The organism is Streptomyces sp. NPDC025793 (genome assembly GCF_055558375.1).
Map to the genome: position 1 here is coordinate 1 of NZ_JBVHMR010000035.1, position 17457 is coordinate 17457.

General features: G+C 70.2%; 12 protein-coding genes and 4 pseudogenes. 10 read left to right on the plus strand and 6 right to left on the minus strand.

Going from position 1 to position 17457, the window contains the following annotated elements; all coding sequences use genetic code 11:
• Positions 1-581: 581 nt before the first annotated feature.
• Positions 582-1152, minus strand: a pseudogene (locus ACZ4MF_RS38265) (winged helix-turn-helix domain-containing protein); the annotation flags it as partial.
• Here ACZ4MF_RS38265 and ACZ4MF_RS38270 point away from each other — a divergent pair.
• From ACZ4MF_RS38270 to ACZ4MF_RS38310, 9 genes and pseudogenes are all read left to right on the plus strand, one after another.
• Positions 1090-1350, plus strand: a pseudogene (locus ACZ4MF_RS38270) (VOC family protein); the annotation flags it as partial. The pseudogenes ACZ4MF_RS38265 and ACZ4MF_RS38270 overlap by 63 nt on opposite strands.
• A gap of 66 nt (positions 1351-1416) precedes the next feature.
• Positions 1417-1851, plus strand: coding sequence for a hypothetical protein (locus ACZ4MF_RS38275; RefSeq protein WP_467497521.1), 435 nt, complete (start codon positions 1417-1419; stop codon positions 1849-1851).
• A gap of 349 nt (positions 1852-2200) precedes the next feature.
• A complete protein-coding gene (locus ACZ4MF_RS38280; protein ID WP_467497522.1) occupies positions 2201-2629 on the plus strand; it encodes a PPOX class F420-dependent oxidoreductase in 429 nt (142 codons plus the stop codon).
• 692 nt (positions 2630-3321) lie between these two features.
• On the plus strand, positions 3322-4761 hold the full coding sequence (locus tag ACZ4MF_RS38285; protein WP_467497524.1) for an MFS transporter: 1440 nt from the start codon (positions 3322-3324) through the stop codon (positions 4759-4761).
• 20 nt (positions 4762-4781) lie between these two features.
• Positions 4782-6599 carry a S9 family peptidase gene (locus ACZ4MF_RS38290; protein WP_467497526.1) on the plus strand — a complete coding sequence of 606 codons (1818 nt, stop codon included), beginning with the start codon at positions 4782-4784 and terminating at the stop codon, positions 6597-6599.
• A 56-nt stretch (positions 6600-6655) separates the two neighbouring features.
• Entirely contained in the window at positions 6656-6778 is a 123-nt protein-coding gene (locus ACZ4MF_RS38295) for a hypothetical protein (RefSeq protein ID WP_256257095.1), read from the plus strand.
• A gap of 96 nt (positions 6779-6874) precedes the next feature.
• Complete coding sequence (locus tag ACZ4MF_RS38300) at positions 6875-8833, plus strand: RiPP maturation radical SAM C-methyltransferase (RefSeq protein WP_467497529.1); 1959 nt, start codon at positions 6875-6877, stop codon at positions 8831-8833.
• 44 nt (positions 8834-8877) lie between these two features.
• Positions 8878-9537: a DUF5825 family protein gene (locus ACZ4MF_RS38305; protein ID WP_467497531.1), complete on the plus strand. Its 660-nt coding sequence runs from the start codon at positions 8878-8880 to the stop codon at positions 9535-9537.
• Positions 9538-9697: 160 nt separating this feature from the next.
• A complete protein-coding gene (locus tag ACZ4MF_RS38310) occupies positions 9698-10015 on the plus strand; it encodes a DUF6400 family protein (protein ID WP_467497533.1) in 318 nt (105 codons plus the stop codon).
• Between the two features lie 1322 nt (positions 10016-11337).
• Here ACZ4MF_RS38310 and ACZ4MF_RS38315 read toward each other — a convergent pair.
• The 3 genes from ACZ4MF_RS38315 to ACZ4MF_RS38325 all read right to left on the minus strand — a co-directional run bounded on the left by ACZ4MF_RS38315 (position 11338) and on the right by ACZ4MF_RS38325 (position 13546).
• The gene (locus tag ACZ4MF_RS38315; protein ID WP_467497535.1) at positions 11338-11478 is read right to left on the minus strand and encodes a hypothetical protein; all 141 of its coding nucleotides are present in this window, start codon (positions 11476-11478) and stop codon (positions 11338-11340) included.
• Positions 11479-11625: 147 nt separating this feature from the next.
• Positions 11626-11853, minus strand: a complete 228-nt coding sequence (locus ACZ4MF_RS38320) for a DUF5133 domain-containing protein (RefSeq protein WP_467497536.1) — start codon at positions 11851-11853, stop codon at positions 11626-11628.
• A gap of 157 nt (positions 11854-12010) precedes the next feature.
• Positions 12011-13546, minus strand: a complete 1536-nt coding sequence (locus ACZ4MF_RS38325) for a CYTH and CHAD domain-containing protein (RefSeq protein WP_467497537.1) — start codon at positions 13544-13546, stop codon at positions 12011-12013.
• Positions 13547-13871: 325 nt separating this feature from the next.
• On the opposite strand from ACZ4MF_RS38325, the gene ACZ4MF_RS38330 reads away from it, so the two are divergent.
• On the plus strand, positions 13872-14975 hold the full coding sequence (locus ACZ4MF_RS38330) for an SDR family NAD(P)-dependent oxidoreductase (RefSeq protein WP_467497539.1): 1104 nt from the start codon (positions 13872-13874) through the stop codon (positions 14973-14975).
• A gap of 562 nt (positions 14976-15537) precedes the next feature.
• On the opposite strand, the pseudogene ACZ4MF_RS38335 reads toward ACZ4MF_RS38330, so the two are convergent.
• Positions 15538-16716 (minus strand): annotated as a pseudogene (locus ACZ4MF_RS38335) (catalase); the annotation flags it as partial.
• Between the two features lie 3 nt (positions 16717-16719).
• Positions 16720-17277, minus strand: a pseudogene (locus ACZ4MF_RS38340) (aminotransferase class I/II-fold pyridoxal phosphate-dependent enzyme); the annotation flags it as partial.
• Positions 17278-17457: the final 180 nt, after the last annotated feature.

Genomic DNA, 17457 nt, shown 5'->3' on the forward strand with positions numbered 1-17457 from the left:
CCGGTGGCCGTTCTCATATCCGGACCCTCACTCCGACGCCGGGACAAACACCCGGATCAGGTGGGAACCGGTACACCACTTCCAGGGACGCAACCCAGCCTGTGCCCCTTTGCCCTGCGGTCCGGCTTTCCCGGCCTCCTTGGCAGGTCGCAACTCCTGCGACTACTACGGGCACTCCGTCACCGTGGGGCTCGCGCCCGGTAGGTGATCCCGTGGTACGTCTTCGTTGTATGTATCGAGCACGACGTAGGCCGCCCACTCATCTCCCTGGCCGCCCTCGCTGGGCGGTGTCCGTCGCTGTGGAGGCTGCCCGGCCGGGACAACCATGGCCGGGCACAGCGCGGCGTCGGTATCAGGAGTCGTTCCGACGGGTGAGTCTTTGCACCTCTGAAGATGGGGCTTCAAGCAATCCAGCCTTGGCCATATCGCGCGGGTCTTGCGGCACACCGCCCTGGACGCCACCAGTCGGCCACCGCTTCCCGGACATGCTGCTGCCCCCTTCGACTTTCGTCTCCAGGTGAGTCCGGCGACCCAGGAACGTTCCTCCAAATTCCTCCCGAGTGAGTCGGGGATACAACGAAGCGCCGCACGGCGCACTTGTCCCAGACGACGTCGATCGGGGCCTGGAGCTGGATGTGGGCGCGGACGACCAGATCGCGGTAGTCGCTCCAGGCGAAGGTGTCGCGTCCTTTGCCCCTGTGCTTGCGGTGGCGGCGCGTCCGGTAGATGAGCCGGGAGGTCTCGCCGGGCTTGTAGCAGCACATGGCCGCGATCGATCAGCGGTGCCAGGAACGGCCCCGCACCCGGACCACCGGCGTGTGTCCACGCCGGCCCCAGGTGCGGGCACGTGGCGGCGTCATCGAGAACCCGGCCTCGTCCTCGAAGACGATGTACGCGCCCAGCGCCGCCGCAGTCATTCCGCCTGCGGCCACACATCCTTCTTCCACAGGCCCACCGCCTGCTCGTCGCGCTCCAGGGCCCGGCGGGCGGGACACTCGACCAGCCGTGCCGGTGCAGCAACCGCCACGCCGCCGCGGACGAGCAGTCCAGCCTGAACGTCCGGGCGATCAGCACTCTGATCCGGGTTCCTGGGTGGTGCTGGTGCCGGCGGAAGGGGCCGGGGTGCAGCTGGCACTCGGTCTCAGCGAGACGCCGGTACAGGAGTATCCGCGGATCCATCTGGACCTGTATGCCGGGGATGCGGTCGGCCAGGCCGTCGAAGTCGAGCGGTTGGTGTCGTTGGGGGCCCAGCGCGTCGAGTGGGAGCTATATCCGGAGGACGCCGACTTCGTCGTACTCGCCGATCCCGAGGGCAACCGCTTCTGTGTCATTGATTCCGGCCGCCACTGACGGAAGAGGATCGCAGCGACTGCTGAACTGGAGCTGATCGTCTCCGGCTACACCCTTGCTTACGCCATGCTGCTCATCACCAGCGCGCGGCTGGGCGGTGCGCGAGGCTGTCGGCGGATGTTCCAGCTCGGTCTCACGGTCTTCACTCTTGCGTCGCTGGCCTGCGGCCTGGTGCCGGCGCCCGTCCTCCCGGCGGTGGGCCGGGCCGTCCAGGGCGTCGGTACCGCGCTGCTCACCTCGCAGGTGCTGACCGGCATCCAGCTCAACTCCAGGGCGTTGCCCGAAGCCGGGCTTTGGGGCCTGTACACGGCCGTGCTGTCGGGTAGCGCGAGCCTGCCCGCGTTGCCGTGGTGCGTCGGGGTTGAGCGCCGCGTGGGCCGACGAGGCGGGCATCCGCTGATCACTCTGTCTCTCCTCACACACAAGCCGGTCGTCTACGCCCTGATCTCTCAGGCCGTCACCCGGGCCACGTACTTCGGCCTGCTCTTCGTGCTGGCGTAGTACCTACGAGCGGGACTCCACAAGGGCGCCACCTACTCGGGCCTCGTGCTGTTCCCTGGGTGGCTGCCTTCGGTGTCTCCGGCCCGCTGCTCGGCCGCGTGCCCGCCGCTGTCGAACGCAGGGCGCCCCCTGGGCACCGTGCTGCTCGCGCTCGCCTTCGTCGGCATCCGCGTGGGGGCGTGGGCCGGGCACGGCCGGCGGCGTGCTCCTGACGACCCTGCTCGGCCTGGGCGGGCTGGGGTACGGAGCCGCGTTGAGCGGCACCCTCTCCCATGTTTCGGATCGGTCCAGAGCGTGTCCGACCTTAAATGCCCCAGATGTTGCAGAAGAGAGAACAAGATGGGGTTCCATGGCACAGAGGATGACGAAGGACGAGTGGAAGTCGTTCATCTCCGAGGGCACCCGTACGGCGAAGCTCTCGACTGTACGGGCTGATGGTTCCCCTCATATCGCTCCGGTCTGGTTCCTCCTGGACGGCGACGAGATCGTCTTCAACACGGGTCGTGACACCGTCAAGGGCCGCAATCTCGCCCGCGACGGGCGGGTTGCGCTGTGCGTGGACGACGAACGGCCGCCGTTCAGTTTCGTCGTCCTCCAGGGCAGAACGGAACTCGATGACGATCTCCCGGAGATCCGCCGCTGGGCGACGTGTATCGCCGCCCGGTACGTGGGGGAAGAGCGTGCTGAGGAGTACGGCGCCCGCAACGGTGTTCCCGGGGAACTGCTGGTACGGCTCCGAGTCGACAAGGCCGTTGCCCTGGCCGGGGTCGCGGACTGACCGTCCGTGAGGCAGGCGCCACTGAGGAGGTCGGCTCGTCGGGTACCGCGTGGACGCAACCGCCTACGGACCGGACCGGAGTCCACGGATCGGATCCGTCGCGGCTGACCGGACCTGACTGCTCTTTGACAGTCGGACGGGGAGCGTTATCAGCCAATTGACACGTCTGCCCCGGTGGCCGGTGGCCAGGTCTCACCTCACCGTTCGCCGGAACACGACCGAGCGGATGTGACGGTGCGCACCGCGTGCCGAAGGCGCCACGGTTTCGCGGTGCAACGCCCGGAAGGCCGGGGTCCGACGGCACGCTGCCGTCCGCACCGTGCCGGTGGCGCTGACGCCTCGCGCCGCTTCGAGCGGCTGGCGACAGCAGGCGGAGGGCCTTCTTCGGCGGGCTCGTACGCGGCTGCGAACGGCGTCGACGGCATCGCGCGGGCGGCCGCGGCCAGCAGGCGTCGCATAGAGCCACCGACTCCCACCGGGCCAGACCTGTGTCGGCCATTCAGGGCTCGGACCACGGGTGACGGGAAGGGCTGGGGCCCTTGTTCCGCCCGCCGTGCGATGGCTAGGCTCCGGCTCACTTTCGCACGACCCGCACATTTTCTGCACATGATGACCGGAATCACCGGTTCATCAGTCGTGGCGGCGTACCACGCCGGGGACCTCGCAAGGGTCCGCCGGACGCCGGGGGAGGGGTGGAGGACATCGGCAGGTCTCGATTACTGCGGCGCTCCGGCGGGGCGTCGAACGCGCCTGGTGCCGCGCCGTCCCCGGCGGACACCGGGATCCGTACGGCGGGCGGACGTGATCTGACCGTTCTCTGGGGGATCAACTTCGTCGACGGACTCGGCAGTCAGGCCTCCGGCCTCGTCTTCCCCCTGCTGCTCCTCGATCTGGGTCACGGGCGGGGTGCCGCAGGCGCGTTCGCCAGCGCCGCCGCCCTCGCCGGGGTGGTCCTGAGCCCGCTCGTGGCCCTGCCGGCCGACCGAGGCCGCCGTCGTACTCTCATGACCGGCACATCGGTGTCGGCGTCCCTGGCGATGGCCGGGATGGCCGCCGCCTGCTGCCTCGGGCGCCCTCCCCTGTGGGTCCTGCTGAGCCTCGCGCTCACCGAGCGTCTGTGCGCGACGGCGTACGAGGCCGCAGCACGTGGTGCCCTGTCCCGGCTGGCCGGTGCCGCGGATCTGCCCCGGGCCGTGGCCGGAGTCCAGGCGGGCGATCAGGCCGCACTGGTGCTGGGGCCGGCGCTCGGCGGGGTCCTGTTCGGCGTGAGTCATCTCCTGCCGTTCGTCGCGGACGCCGGCTCCTACGCGGCGGCGGCATTCGGAGTGAGGGCCATACGGACCCCCCTCGACGGCACACCTGCCGACCCTTCCCGGGGAGCGGACGTCCCGGGGAGTCCCGCGGACGCTCCGCCGGCGACGTCGGCAACGGTCCCGGACCCGCCCCGTGTCTCCTCGGGCCCGCCCGTCAGTACGGTCCGTTCCGGCGCGCTGTGGGCCGGCGTCGCCGCGGTGGTCGGCTCCCCCGTGCTGCGGTTGGTCCTGCTGTGGTCCTGCGCGGCGAGCGGAGCCGTGACCCTGTTGTTCTACAACGCTCTGTTCGTTCTGGGCACCGAGGCGGGCAGCGTCGTCACCGGAGGGGTGCTCGCGGCCTCCGGCGCGGCGGGCCTGGCCGGTTCGCTGGTGGCGGCGCGTGCGGTGCGCCGACTCGGTGCCCACCGGTCGCTGACCATGGCGACCTGGCTGCTCCTTCCGCCGTGTGCCGCGCTGTCCGTGGCCCGTGAACCGTGGTTGTGGACTCTGTGCTTCTGCGGACTGTGCCTGGTGCTGCCGGTGGTCACCGCCGTCCTGGGCGCGGCCGCGGTGCGCGCGGTACCCGTGGAGCTGCAGTCCCGGTCCGGTGCCGTACTGGGGTCGGCGAGCGCCTTGACCGCCGCCGGCGCGCCGGCAGGAGCGGCCCTGTTGATGACCTGGGGCGGTCCGGGCGCTCCTGCGGCGGCCTGCACCGTCGTCCTGGCTCTGCTGGCCGTCCGGACGCAGCGCACGGCGAACACGGTGCTGAGGCCTCTCACACCCGCCCGCGAGGACCTGGACGCGGGCCCCACCGGTGGCCGTCCGGGCGGGGCACGATGACCAACCCCTATCGCGTGTTCGTGACGACACTGCCCGACGTGTGCCCGGCCGACCCGCGCCGCATGGTGTTCACGGCGGACTCCGGCGGCCGCTGTGAGGTCTTCACATGGGACGCCGCGGCCCGGCGGGTCCGGCAGGTGACCGACAGTGCCGACGGCACGGCCCACCGGGCGATCGACGCCGAGGGGTACGTGTGGTGGTTCGAGGAGGACGCGACCGACAGCGGCCACTGGTGGTTTCAGCACTTCGACGGCGGTCCCCGGTTGCCGGGTCTGCCCGGAGCGCCGGCCGGGCGGCCGCACGGGCTGGCGGTGACCGCGGACGGCACGGTCGCCGCAGCCATCGCCCACGCCGAGGGGACCACGGTCGTGGTGGGCCGGCGCGGTCAGGCGCAGCGACAGGTGTGGTGCGCACCGGGATCGCTCCGGCTGGGTGGCATCACGCCGGACGGCGCTCTGATCGCCGTGGCGGCCGCCGCCGACGACCCTGCCGCCGTGCGGGTCGTGTCACGTGAGGGCCGAACGGTTCTCGCCCTGCCCGGACCCGGCGTATCCGGCGGCGACGGGAGCGCGGCCGAGGGCCTGGCGGGCCTGACGCCGGCCGGTACCAGGCTGTGGTGTCAGGGATTCTCGCCCCGGCCCGGGCGGCACGAGTTGCTCCTGGTGCGCGACCTCATGGACGGCTATGTCCTCCAGACGTGGACGCCGGAGGAGGGCCTGTGCACCCATCACTGGTGCCCCTTCGACACGGAGATCAGCGCCCGCTGGTACCCGGACACGCGCGCGTTGCTGGTGCGTCAGGACCGGCATGGCCGCTCCCTGCTGCATCACGTGGACCTGGACTCGCGGAAGCGGGCTCTCGTGCCCACCCCCGCCGGGAGCGTGCTGGATGCCGCGCCCCGGGCCGCGGGAGCCGTCGACTACCTGTGGACCGACACCGTCCATGCCCCTGTTCTGCGCGCAACGGACGGCATGGAGCTGCCTCCGTGCGGTTCCACGGCCGTGGTGCCCGGACGGCACACCGACCTGTGGACGCCCTCGTCCTCGGGACGGGTGCACACCCTGCTGAGCCTGCCGGAGCGGCCGGGGTCCCAGCCGCCACCGGCCGTCTTCCTGATCCACGGCGGACCTGCCGATCACGACCGTGACGCCTACGACGCCACGGTGCACTCCCTGGTGGCCTCCGGTTACGCCGTCGCCCGCGTCAACTACCGGGGCTCCACCGGTTACGGGCCGCGCTGGCAGCGGGAGTTTCCCGCCGGAGTCGGCCACACTCAGGTCGAGGACCTGGCGGCGGTCCGCGCCGACCTCGTCGCCCAGGGCCTCGTCGCCCGTTCCGCGAGCGCCCTTTGGGGTGTGTCCTGGGGCGCCTACCTGGTCCTGCTGGCCCTGGGCACCCGCCCCCGGCTGTGGCAGGCCGGTATCGCCGTCAAGCCGGTCGCCGACTGGGCAGCCGCCCACCGCACCAGCACGCCGGCGTTGCGCGCCGTGGACGTCCGGCTGTTCGGCGGTACCCCGGACGAGCTGCCGGAACGTTACGCCAGCAGTTCTCCCCTCACCTACGCGGCCAAGGTCACGGCACCGCTCCTCATCGTCGGAGCGACCCGCGACGTCAAGTGCCCGCCCGGACAGATCCGCAGCTACCTCGCCGCGCTGGCCGCGGCGGACGTACCGCACGAGGCCATGTGGCTCGAGACGGGACACGACGGTTACGACGGCGCGGCGCACGTCGCCGTCCTGCGTCGGTCCCTGCGCTTCCTGCACGACCGGCTGCCCACCGCGGCACCCGGCACCCTCACACGTCCTCCCGCGTCGACGGGAGGACCCCGGTCCCGCTGAGGCAACAGCGGGACCGGGCGGCACAGCACCATCCCACTCGCAGAAGGAGGAGCACCGTGCAGAAGGACATCATCCACAACGACCCGCTCGCGGGCGACGAGGAGAACCGCAAGCCGGGTATCGGCATCACCATCACCGTGCCGTTCCGCAACGCCGACGAGGGCGGCGACGAGGAGTGACCGACGGCCCGGCCGGCCCGCCGATCGGGCGGGCCGGCCGGGCCCCGTCCACCGTCCTGCCACGCCCCTGCCCCGCCGCGCCACAAGGAGCCGACCGTGCGCGTTCTCCTGCTCAACATGCCCTGGTCGCCGATCGACCTGCCCTCCCTCGCCCTGGGCATCCTCAAACGCAGCGTCGACGAGCGCGTCGCGGGGGCGACGTGCGACGTACTGCACGCCAACCTGGACTTCACCGACTGGATCACCCGGCACACCGAGTTCTCCGCCGAGGACTACGAGTACTACGCGCTCTCGTCCTATTTCCTCGGCTGCGGCGACTGGGTGTTCTCCAGCGCGCTGTACGACGATCCGGGCTGGAAGGAGGCCGAGTTCACCCGGGCGATGTCCGGCAGGCTGCGTGCCAAGCGGATGCGGGTGACCCGTGAACTGCACGCGGCCGTCCCGCAGTTCGTGGAAGAAGTCGCGAGGCGGGTCGTGGACCTGGCCCCTGACGTCGTGGGACTGACGTCCACCTTCCAACAGAACACCGCCGCTCTGGCCGCCGCCCGCCACATCAAACGGCTCGCCCCGCACATCGTGACGGTCATGGGCGGCGCGAACTGCGATGCCGAGCAGGGCGCAGCCGTCCACCGCAACTTTCCCTTCGTCGACTTCGTGATCCGCGGTGAGGGCGAGGACGCCTTTCCGCGTCTGCTCGAAGCGCTGCGGGACGGGGCGCCGACCGCTGCCCTCACCGACATAGCGGGACTGTGCCACCGCACCCACGGGACCGACTCGGTCGCGAACCCGATGCCGACGGGCCCCTTGCCGCCGGCGGCGATCCTCCCTCCCGACTACAGCGGGTACTTCGAACGCCTCGCGGGTTCCGTGGCGCGCAACTGGGTCGAGCCGAAACTGGTCGTCGAGGGCGCCCGCGGGTGCTGGTGGGGGGAGAAGCACCACTGCACGTTCTGCGGGCTGAACGGCTCGTTCATGGAATTCCGCAGCAAAAGCCCCGACATCTTCTACCAGGAAATCATGGACCTGGCGGAGCGTCACCGCGTCCTGGACATGTACGTGGTCGACAACATCCTCGACATGCGCTACCTGTCCACCGTGCTGCCGCGGATCATCGACAGCGGATACGACCTGCGCATGCACATCGAGATCAAGGCGAACATGCGCCGCCCACAGCTGCAGACCCTCGCCGACGCCGGTCTGATCTACGTCCAGCCCGGCATCGAGAGCCTCAACAGCCGGGTACTCGACCTCATGGACAAGGGCGTCAGCGGGTGCCAGAACGTGCGGATGCTCCGGGACGCGGCCGAGACAGGACTGTCCGTCTCCTGGAACTACCTGCACGGCTTCCCCGGCGAGACCGCCGACGACTACGCACCGGTGATCCGCCAACTGCCCGCGCTGGAGCACCTCAACCCGCCGGTCGACCTGTCCGCCCGGATCGCCATCGAACGCTTCAGCCCGTACTTCGACCGGCGGGAACTGGGCTTCAGCGGACTACGCCCCGAAGAGCACTACCTGTTCACCTACAACCTGCCGGAAGAGGAACTCCACGACCTGGCCTACGTCTTCCAAGCACCCGAACGCGGCATCGGCGAGCCCACGGTGACCCAGCTGAACGAGGGCATCGCCGCATGGAAGAAGCACCACACCGACGCCAGGCTCACCCACACCGACCTCGGAGACCGCATCATGCTGGTCAGCCGGCGTCGCTCGTTCGCCTGGCACACCCTGTGCCTGACCGACCCCTTCGCCGTCGCCGTGTTCCGTCTGCTGGACCAACCGCACACCCCCACGGTCCTGCACCGCAAGGCGACCGCGGACCCGGCGTCGGCCCAGCACACCCTGCGGGACGTGCAGGACCTGCTGGACGAATGGACGACGCTCGGCGTGACCTTCACCGACGCCGGTCAGTACGTCCACATCGCGCCGGCCGCGGTCAACCAGGAGCTGCTGCGCCTGGACTACATGCGTCACGCGCACGCACGCCCCTCGCCCGACCCCGCGGAGGAACACGCCGCACAGGACCGGGCCGTACCGGCGCCCGCGCTGCCCTGACCTCGGTCCACGGACCCGCTTCGGCCACTGACAAGGAACCGACCATGCCATTCAGCACGTCTCGCGCGACCGTCCAGGGCTGGCGCGACCATGACGAAGACACCCGGACACTGCCCGGCATGTCCCTGGGACACATACCGCTCACCTCCGATGCGCGCGACGCCCCACGGCTGTGGGACCTGGGTGTACGGCGGGCCGAGATCGACGCTCCGGTCGACCTCGCCGCGCCGGGGCCGTCGGCCGCCCGATCGGCGATCGACCGGCTCTGCCTGATCCGCGACCTCACGGCCCGAGCCGTCCAGGTCGACTGGGACCTGCGCCTCCCGCCGGACCGGGCCGACCATCTGTGGAAGGTGCTGTCCCATCTGCACCCGCCCCGGACGGTCGCCGGCCTCGCCGACGCCGAGACCGCCCTGCACGCCTGGCGCACACGCCACTACCTGTGCAAACTGCTCTGGCGCCAGGGGCCGGGTTTCCTGCAGATCCGCGACCGGCGCTGGGGCGACCTGCGTCGGTTCACGGCGGACGACCCCCGCTATCCCGAGGTGATCGCGCGGCTCGACCGGGGCGCCCATCCCGCAGACATCCCCCACGACATCCTCGAGGAGCTCACTGCCGAACACCTCGTCCTGCAGACCGACGACCTCGCCTGGTGGCTGCCCTACCGCGTCTCGCGTTGGCTGCAAGAGGCCATGGCCGTGTGAGCGCCGGTGCTGCGTCAACCAGCCCGGGGTCCGCTTGACCACCGACCTCTTCGGCAGCGGCTCGAACCCCCGCCAAGGGACGGCCTGTGACACAGGGCTCCTGTGACTCCGCGCACTCTGCCCTTGACCGGAAAGAGGGTATTTATTTAGTTTCCCGCAAATGACCCCCCACGACCCGACCCCCGAGACGCCGCACCGGAACGAGACCGCTCACACAGCCGACGGCACCACGCCGCCCGCGCTCGTCGGCTTCGACCTCGACTTCACCGCGCACGAGATCGAGCGGCGCGCCCAGGTCCTCGCTGCCCTCGGCCCGGACTGGGACCCCATCGAGGCGCTGCGCGGTGAGGAGCAGGCGTACGACGTGCTGTACTCCGGTCTGGACGCAGAGCAGCAGCGCCTGTACGACGACCTCGTCACGGCGGGGGTGCTGCCGCGGCGCGCGGGCAGCGACGGCGATGACCGTGCTGCCGCTTGATCCACAGGCGGATCCCGTCCGTCGCGCGTGGGTGGCCTGCCCGAGCTGCGCCGACGAGCCACGACGTCGACCGCTACTACGCCGCCCAGGTCCGGTCTGCCGCCGACCACGTGCATCTGTCGCCCAGCAGCGGTCTCGAAGCCTTCGCCCGAGCCGCGGTGACCTCGAGATGGCCTAACCGCATCCCACTCCACCTCCGGCAGGGGAACCTCCCCGACAGCTTCCGCCGACAGCCCGAACCTTCCAGCTGACACACCCTGGTGGTCCAGTTCTCGGTGGACGTTAGTTGCTTGCTCGCGGCGGGGCCCGTCACGCGGCTCCCCAGCGGCGGCTGAGGTCCGGAAAATCAGGCCTGACACGCGGACCCTAGGTGTATTGATCACGAGCGTTGTTAACAGGGTCGGGGTCTTGATATGTCAAGATCCACTTTGTCGGGAGGAGGGGTGGCCGCCCGGGGTCCGGCTGCCGGGTGTGCCGGCCGAATCAGGCGGGCCGCCGTACCGGCGCCGTCGAAGCCGCGGGCGCGTGAGCGGACCGCACCGCCTGGTCGTGGCCGAGGGGAAGCAGCTGCTGCCGCGATCGGGTGGCGGCCGCCGTTGTCGCTCCGCGTCGGCGCGGGCATCACTGTGGCGTGCGAGCGCGTCGAAACAACTGCCAATCCACCGTGCCCATTAGGCGTATGCGTCTCGCAAGAACCTTGCCTACCTGCGACGTCGCGGCATCCGCTGCACCATCCCGGACAAGGCCGACCAGGCCCGTAACCGCAAGAAGCTCGGCTCGCGGGGCGGCCAGCCGCCCAAGTTCGACGCCTAGGACCACAAGGCTCGGCACGCGGTCGTGAGGAGGGCCTGCGCAGTGCCCGCGACGACGCCCGCGGCGCCACCTTGGGAACCGTCGGGCTCCTGGCGTTCGCCCTGACCACCGTCACCCTCCTGCGCCGCCACTCGGCGTGGCTCGCCCTGGCGGCCGCGACGGCAGCCTGGACCGTGGTGTCGCTCGGTGGGTATGCCGTCGTCCGCGCGGCAGGCGGGGGAGAAGACGAAACCGAAGGGCCTCGTGCGTAGTGGCCTCCGCGGTTTCGGTTTGTGTCAGTGCCGACGCTCATGCCCACATCGACTGGGCGAGTGCGGCACCGATGAACGCGGCCCCAGTTCCGCCACGACGCCTGCGATCACATTGGCGGCCGCGAAGAACCTCGTGCCCGCCTCGGCCAGCCGCAGCAGTTGGAGACGGCGCCGTAGGCGACCGCTCCGGCGAGAGTGCCGAGATTCCCCGTACTGCCGCAGGCCCGCACCGCCTCCACCCCCTGCCCGATGCGCGAATCACCTGCGCCGCGTCCTGAAGGCGGGTGGCGGGTGGCGGGTGGCGTCCTCGGCATTGATGACGAAGCCATAGCCGCGCTCGGCCAGCTGCCGCGCAAGCTCGAACCCGATGCCACTCGAAGCACCGGTCATTACCGCCATGGGACGGAACCGTTCATGCCCTACCGGTGCGATTCGTCGACGCGTGCGCAATCGCTCTCGCACCGGGTCCGGCGGGGCGAGCCCGCTCAGCTCCTCGCGACAGGGATCGCCGATCGGCAGGCGCACTCACAGAGGCGAAACACCACCTCAGGTGGTAACGAGCGAGTCGTCCTCCGGGCGAGCCCCGGGTAGCCGGTACCGAGCGGCGATCAGGGCGGTGTCGATATCGCGGGTGCCCGTTGCCACGCACAGGGCGTAGGCAACGTCGTCCATGCGCTGGCGCTCCCCGCTGCTGCCGTTCCCGGCATGCAGGACCTGGAGTGTTTCGTACTGCTCGATCAGGTTCGTCAAAACTGCCGGATGCGCCATGAGCATGAGAGCCTCCCTGGACGCCGTGATCCGCCTGGCCTGTACAGCCCCCGTGTACCTCGCGTCCCGTCCGCCATGCCCACGGACCACATCCGGAATTCGGAGCACCGACTCCGTCAGCTCTCCTCCGCGGCGGGTCGGACGAGGGCCAGAGTTCTGGGCTCTATCCGCCGTACCGGCGTGCTGCCGCGCGGACACGAGCCCACGCCTCGGGAAGCTCCCGCTCGCGGATATCGGCGGCGACCCTCTCCTGACCGTACAGTAGGCCCCAGGTGAAGCCGGGCTCGCCCGACGCCTGCGCGGCGACCGCCGAGCGGCGCAGGGCGTCACGTGTCACGACACTGTCGTGCTGGTCGCCGCTCACCCGCTGTACCGCCTTGACACGTTTGCCGAGGCGCCGCGCGGGCTTACCGAGGCCCTGGCGGGCCGCCTCCGTGGCGTAGCGGAGCCTCTTGGCGGCCTTGCGGGCGGAATGGATTGCGGTGTCACGCTCTGACCCGGCGGACGTGCCAAGCGCACGGTCCATGCGTCGGGTGAGTCTCCTGTAGTCCTTCGCAAGCGCCTTCACCAGGACCTTTTCGGGCTTGCTGGCAGCCTTTTCCCGCAGCGGTGGTACTTCGGTCAGGAGCTTCAGATTGGTCAGCAGGCCCAAGTAGCGGGGCGAGGTGAGTGCTTCGAGGGTGCGTCGGCGGCATTCGGACCGCTGCGCCACGTCCCAGGCTTGCAGCCGACCGGTGACCGGGCCGAGGACCAGTTCCCCGGGCAGCTCCCGCACGCCGGAGGTGAGCCGCTGTGCCAGCACTTCGTGGTCACGCTCCGCGCCGAGCTCACCGGCGAGCCACTTCAGATCCCGGCGGATGGGATCGGTGACCTCACGGTCGAGGACGGAACGGTAGGAGCGCAGGCAGCCGCGCAGACGGCGGGCCCTGGTGCGCATCCGGTGCACGGCGTCGGGCATCTGCCGGCGCACGGCGGGGTCGAGGTCGGTGAGGGCTTCGACCAGCCCGTCCACATAGGCGAGCACATGACCACCGGCCGATCCCGGAAGGACCTCGACACGTGCATCCACCGCGTCCTCCAGGAAGGAGGTCGTCTCTGCCAGGGCTCGCACGACCTTGGACGGGCTCTGCGCGCGGTCGACGCCGTGCTTGTGCAGCACCTCCTCGATAGCGTCCAGGAGCGCGGGATCAACGCCGTCGGCGAGTTCGACCTCCATCTCCGTCCACATCGCGTGTCCAGCGTCCTCGAGCAGGGATTCCGCCCGCACCGTGTCCACGCTCAGCTCGGCCAGGACGGCGTTCTCGGAGTCGAGGAGATTGTGCAGACGGCGGGTGGAACGGATCCGCATCACCGGCCGCAGCGGTGCCCCGCGAGTGCGGGAGAGGACAAGCTGTCCCAGCTCATCAGGGGGTACGGTCTCCGACGACAGCGGGGCCTGGACCTCCTCCCGGCTGTCGCCCAGCAGGGGCAGCTTCAGATGCCAACCGGCATCCTTGCCGCCTGTCCTGCGCCGCAGGGATGCCCTGGCGCGAGTCAATCGCAGGTCAGCGGTGTCGTAATAGAGGGCGTCCAGTTCCTGCACTCCGCCCTCCGAAAGCGAGGTGACCGGTTCCACACCGCCCAGGTGGGAGAGCCACGCGCTGTCGTCGGCCGCGGGCGTCGCGTACTTGCGTTCTGTCTCTCGTGTCGACTGGGCCATACAGTCCCCGTTGACGCTATCTCGCGGTTCAAACCGGCACACACCACTTTCGGACCGCTCCGTGAAATATCCGGCCACTCCCAGGCGGAGGCGCCAGGTGATGCCCGCAGCGGTGGCAGGGCGACGCGGGGTGGTGGCTGCGCGCGACAGCAGCGCTCGCATCACCGGCCGACCACCCGGTAGCACCGCAACCGGGTCCGACGGGGATATGCGGGGGCTCTCCCGGTCGCAGCTGGCTCGCGGTCTGGCCCGACTGTGTCAACCTGGGCCTGCTGCGGTACCCGCGTTACGACGGCTTTTTCGCCGGCCACGGAAGGTGATCTCGATGACGTCGCTGCTGTCCAGGTCACGCAAAGGCTCCATGACAGGGCTCTCGGCGGTGGTCACTGGTGGATCGCGGGGACTGGGGCTGCTGCTGGCCGAGCAGTTGCTGATTCGCGGCTGCGCGGTCACGATCGCCGCCCGCGACGCGGAGGAGCTCAGCCGCGCGCGGGGCATTCTGACCGAAGGGCTGCCGGGGGCGCGCGTACGCGCCGTGGCCTGCGATGTGACCGACCGGGCGAGGGTCGCGTCGCTGATGGCGGAGGCGGCCGACGTACACGGCGGGATCGACGTCGTGATCGCGAACGCGGGCATCATCCAGGTCGCGCCGCTGGAGACGATCGACGCGGACGTGTTCCGGTCCGCCATGGATACCATCTACCTGGGTGCTGTCCATGCCTCGCTCGAAGCCCTGCCCTGGCTGCGGCGCAGCCAGAGTGGCGGGCGACTGGCGCTGATCGGCTCGGTCGGCGGACTGCTCGCCGTGCCACACCTGCTGCCGTACTCCTGCGCCAAGTCCGCTGTGGCCGCCCTCGCCGAGGGCCTGCACGCCGAACTACACGGTCACGGTGTGAGCGTGACGGCCATTCACCCGGGCCTGATGCGGACCGGTTCGCACCTGGCCGCCGAGTTTGGCGGGAACGAGACCGCCGAGTTCGCCTGGTTCTCGGCGCTCGCGGGCAGCCCTCTGGTGTCGATGGATGCGCGGCGCGCCGCCGACCGAATCGTGACGGCCGTGGAGCGGCGTCGGACCCGCCTCGTGGTGACCCCTATGGCGAAGGCGGCCAGCCTCACCCATGGCGTGGCCCCCGCGCTGACCACCCGGCTCAGCGCCTTGGCCGCCCGAGCACTGCCCAGACCACCAGACCAGGGCCAGGCCCCCTGCGCAAGGGCCGGGACGTCGAACCGAGCCCGGACCGAGCGGCGCATCCGGCGGCACGACGGCTGCGCCACTGGGGAAGCGCCCTCAACGACCGGGCCGCCCGCCGACTCAACCAGTGGCCTGACCAAGCACACAGCAGCACATGACCACGGCTGGAGGCCCCTACTGTCCGTTCCCCGCCCAAGCGAGAGCAGTGAGGTACGCGCCGCGGCCGAATCGGCGTAACGACCCAACAGGGAGATTCCATGCACCAGGAAGCCCTCAAGATCTACCTGAACGACCATCTGGCCGGTGCGACCGCAGGGAAGCACCTGTCACGTCACCTGGCCGAACATCACCGCTCTTCGTCGTACGCCGGTGAACTTCGCCAAGTGGCGGACGAGATCGAGGAGGACCGTGAGGCTCTTCTGGAGGTGATGGAAACCCTCGGCATACCAGCACGCCGTTACAAGGTGTTCGCGGGCCGGCTCGGCGAGAAGGCGCGTCTGCTCAAGTTCAACGGGCGTGTGACACGACGCTCGGGGATGAGCGACGTCCTCGAACTCGAGACGCTGCGGCTGGGCATCGAGGGCAAGAGTCTGCTGTGGCAGACTCTGCTGTCGCTCACCCCGGACAAGGGCCTCGACCGTGCGCGGCTGCGCGATCTGCAGGACCGCGCCCGGCGGCAGATCGGCACCGTGGAGGACGTGCGCCGGGAGGAGGCAGTCGGCGCGCTCCGCTGATTGTCCCGCGCAGCACCGCTTCGCGAGTACCCGCGGTCCGTCGCGCGAAGCGGGCACCTGGCACGCCGGCCCCAATGGCGGTGTGCAGCGATGGCGGCGACGAGCGCCCGTGCGCACTCGGCGCTCGCGGGGTGCGGTCCGGCGTCGGTCACCACGCCCTGGTCGGCCACCAACTGAGGGGACTGCGTGGACAGGCGGACGCCCTCCGGCTCCAGAGCCGTCAGTACGTCCACTCCGTTGCCGAGCGCGGCCACCGGCTTGCCGTGGCGGTAGGCGTCCCGTACGAAACGCATCACGTCCTGATCGCCGGCGAGTGATGAGGTGACCATGGCATGGCCGGGGAGCACGACGGCGTCGTGCAGCACGGAGGCCACGGCGGGCAGCGCACGGTCGACCGGCCACGGCTCGCCGTCGGCTGTCGGCACGGTGCCGTCCGTCGCGGCCAGCACGTCCACAACCGCGCCCTCGGGGGCCAGCGCCTCATGTATCGGGGCAACGTGGCGTTCGTCCACGCCGTCGGCGGCCAGCACGGCTACCCGGCGGGTGCGGATCGACCAGTTCGCGGACAGAGCCTCGATGCTGAGGGCGGGTGAGCACTGCTTGGACGCCGCTCCCGTACGGCTCTGCGGCTCGGACACCCCGATGCCTCGCGCCACCATGCTCGCCAACTCGACGTCCACATGGGCGAGTTGACCGATGGCCCGGACTCGCACGCCCCGTGCACCAACCTTGCCGAGTTCGAACCGGAACGCCTGCACGATGTGCTGCTTCTCCCGGCCGGCCATGATGTTCCAGAACAGCGTCGGCTGGCTGTGGTGGTCCTGGAAACTCGCGCTGCGTCGGCGGATCTTGGCACCGTCGACGCTTTCTGCGTAGTGCGTGTAGGCCGTGCTGTCCATGCCTGCCGGGGCCGGACAGCCGCCGCCGAGGGAGTTGGGGAAGTAACTCGTGCCGCGATGGATCGTGCTCTGGTGATAGCCGTCGCGCTGGTTGTTTCTCACGGGGACCACCGGGCGGTTCACCGGCAGCTTGCTGAAGTTGGGCCCGCCCAGCCGGATCAGCTGGGTGTCCAGATACGAGAAGTTGCGGGCCTGGAGCAGGGGGTCGTTGGTGAAGTCGATCCCGGGCGCGAGATTGGCGGTGTGGAAGGCGACCTGCTCGGTCTCCGCGAAGAAGTTCTCCGGGTTGCGGTTCAGGACCATACGGCCGATCGGCAGGACCGGGACCTGCTCCTCCGGGATGATCTAGACCTCGGCGATGCCCCTGCGATCGGCGGCCGTGCCGTACGGGGTCGGACTGGTCACGAGGGCACCGTCCGCCTGGGGATGCTCGGTAAACGGCTTGCCGTAGGCCGCGGCCGACGGGGGATGGGCGAGGTGCCGCTCCGAGTCCCACTCCGGTTCGACCCACAAGGGCTCGACACCGGACAGGATGAGCCCGGCGACCACCGACTTGTGCGCGTCCCGGCCGACGATGAGGGTGTGGCCGGGGCGGGTTACCGTCAGCATGGCCGCCTTGACGGACAGCGAGCTGGCGCAGGTGGAGAAGAACGTGTGCTCGGCATGGACCGCGTCGGCCATCAGCTCCTCGGCCCGCCGGAGCACCCGGCCACGGGAGAGCCGGTCGGCCAGCCCGCCGCTGGCCAGTACGTCACCCAGGCACACGGCGTCACCGAGAACCGCCCGGGCCCGTGGATCAGCGCCGCGAGCCTGCTTGTGCCCCGGCGGGGGGAACCCCAGCTCCTCGAACTGGTGATACCGGGCCAGGGCGTCCAGCACGGGCGCCTCATCGTGGTTGAGAGCCATGCTTGCGGAGTTCCCCCGAAGACTGTTCACATGCCCGTTGGCGGACCGCGCAGAGCCCGGCAGGAATCCCAACTTTGAGGCTCTCATCCGCGTAGCACGTGCCATTGCGTGTGCACAGCGCTAGGTGGGCACCGGTGCCGGTGCGTAGACGGCTCCGCGCGGCGTCTATGTGGGTGAGGA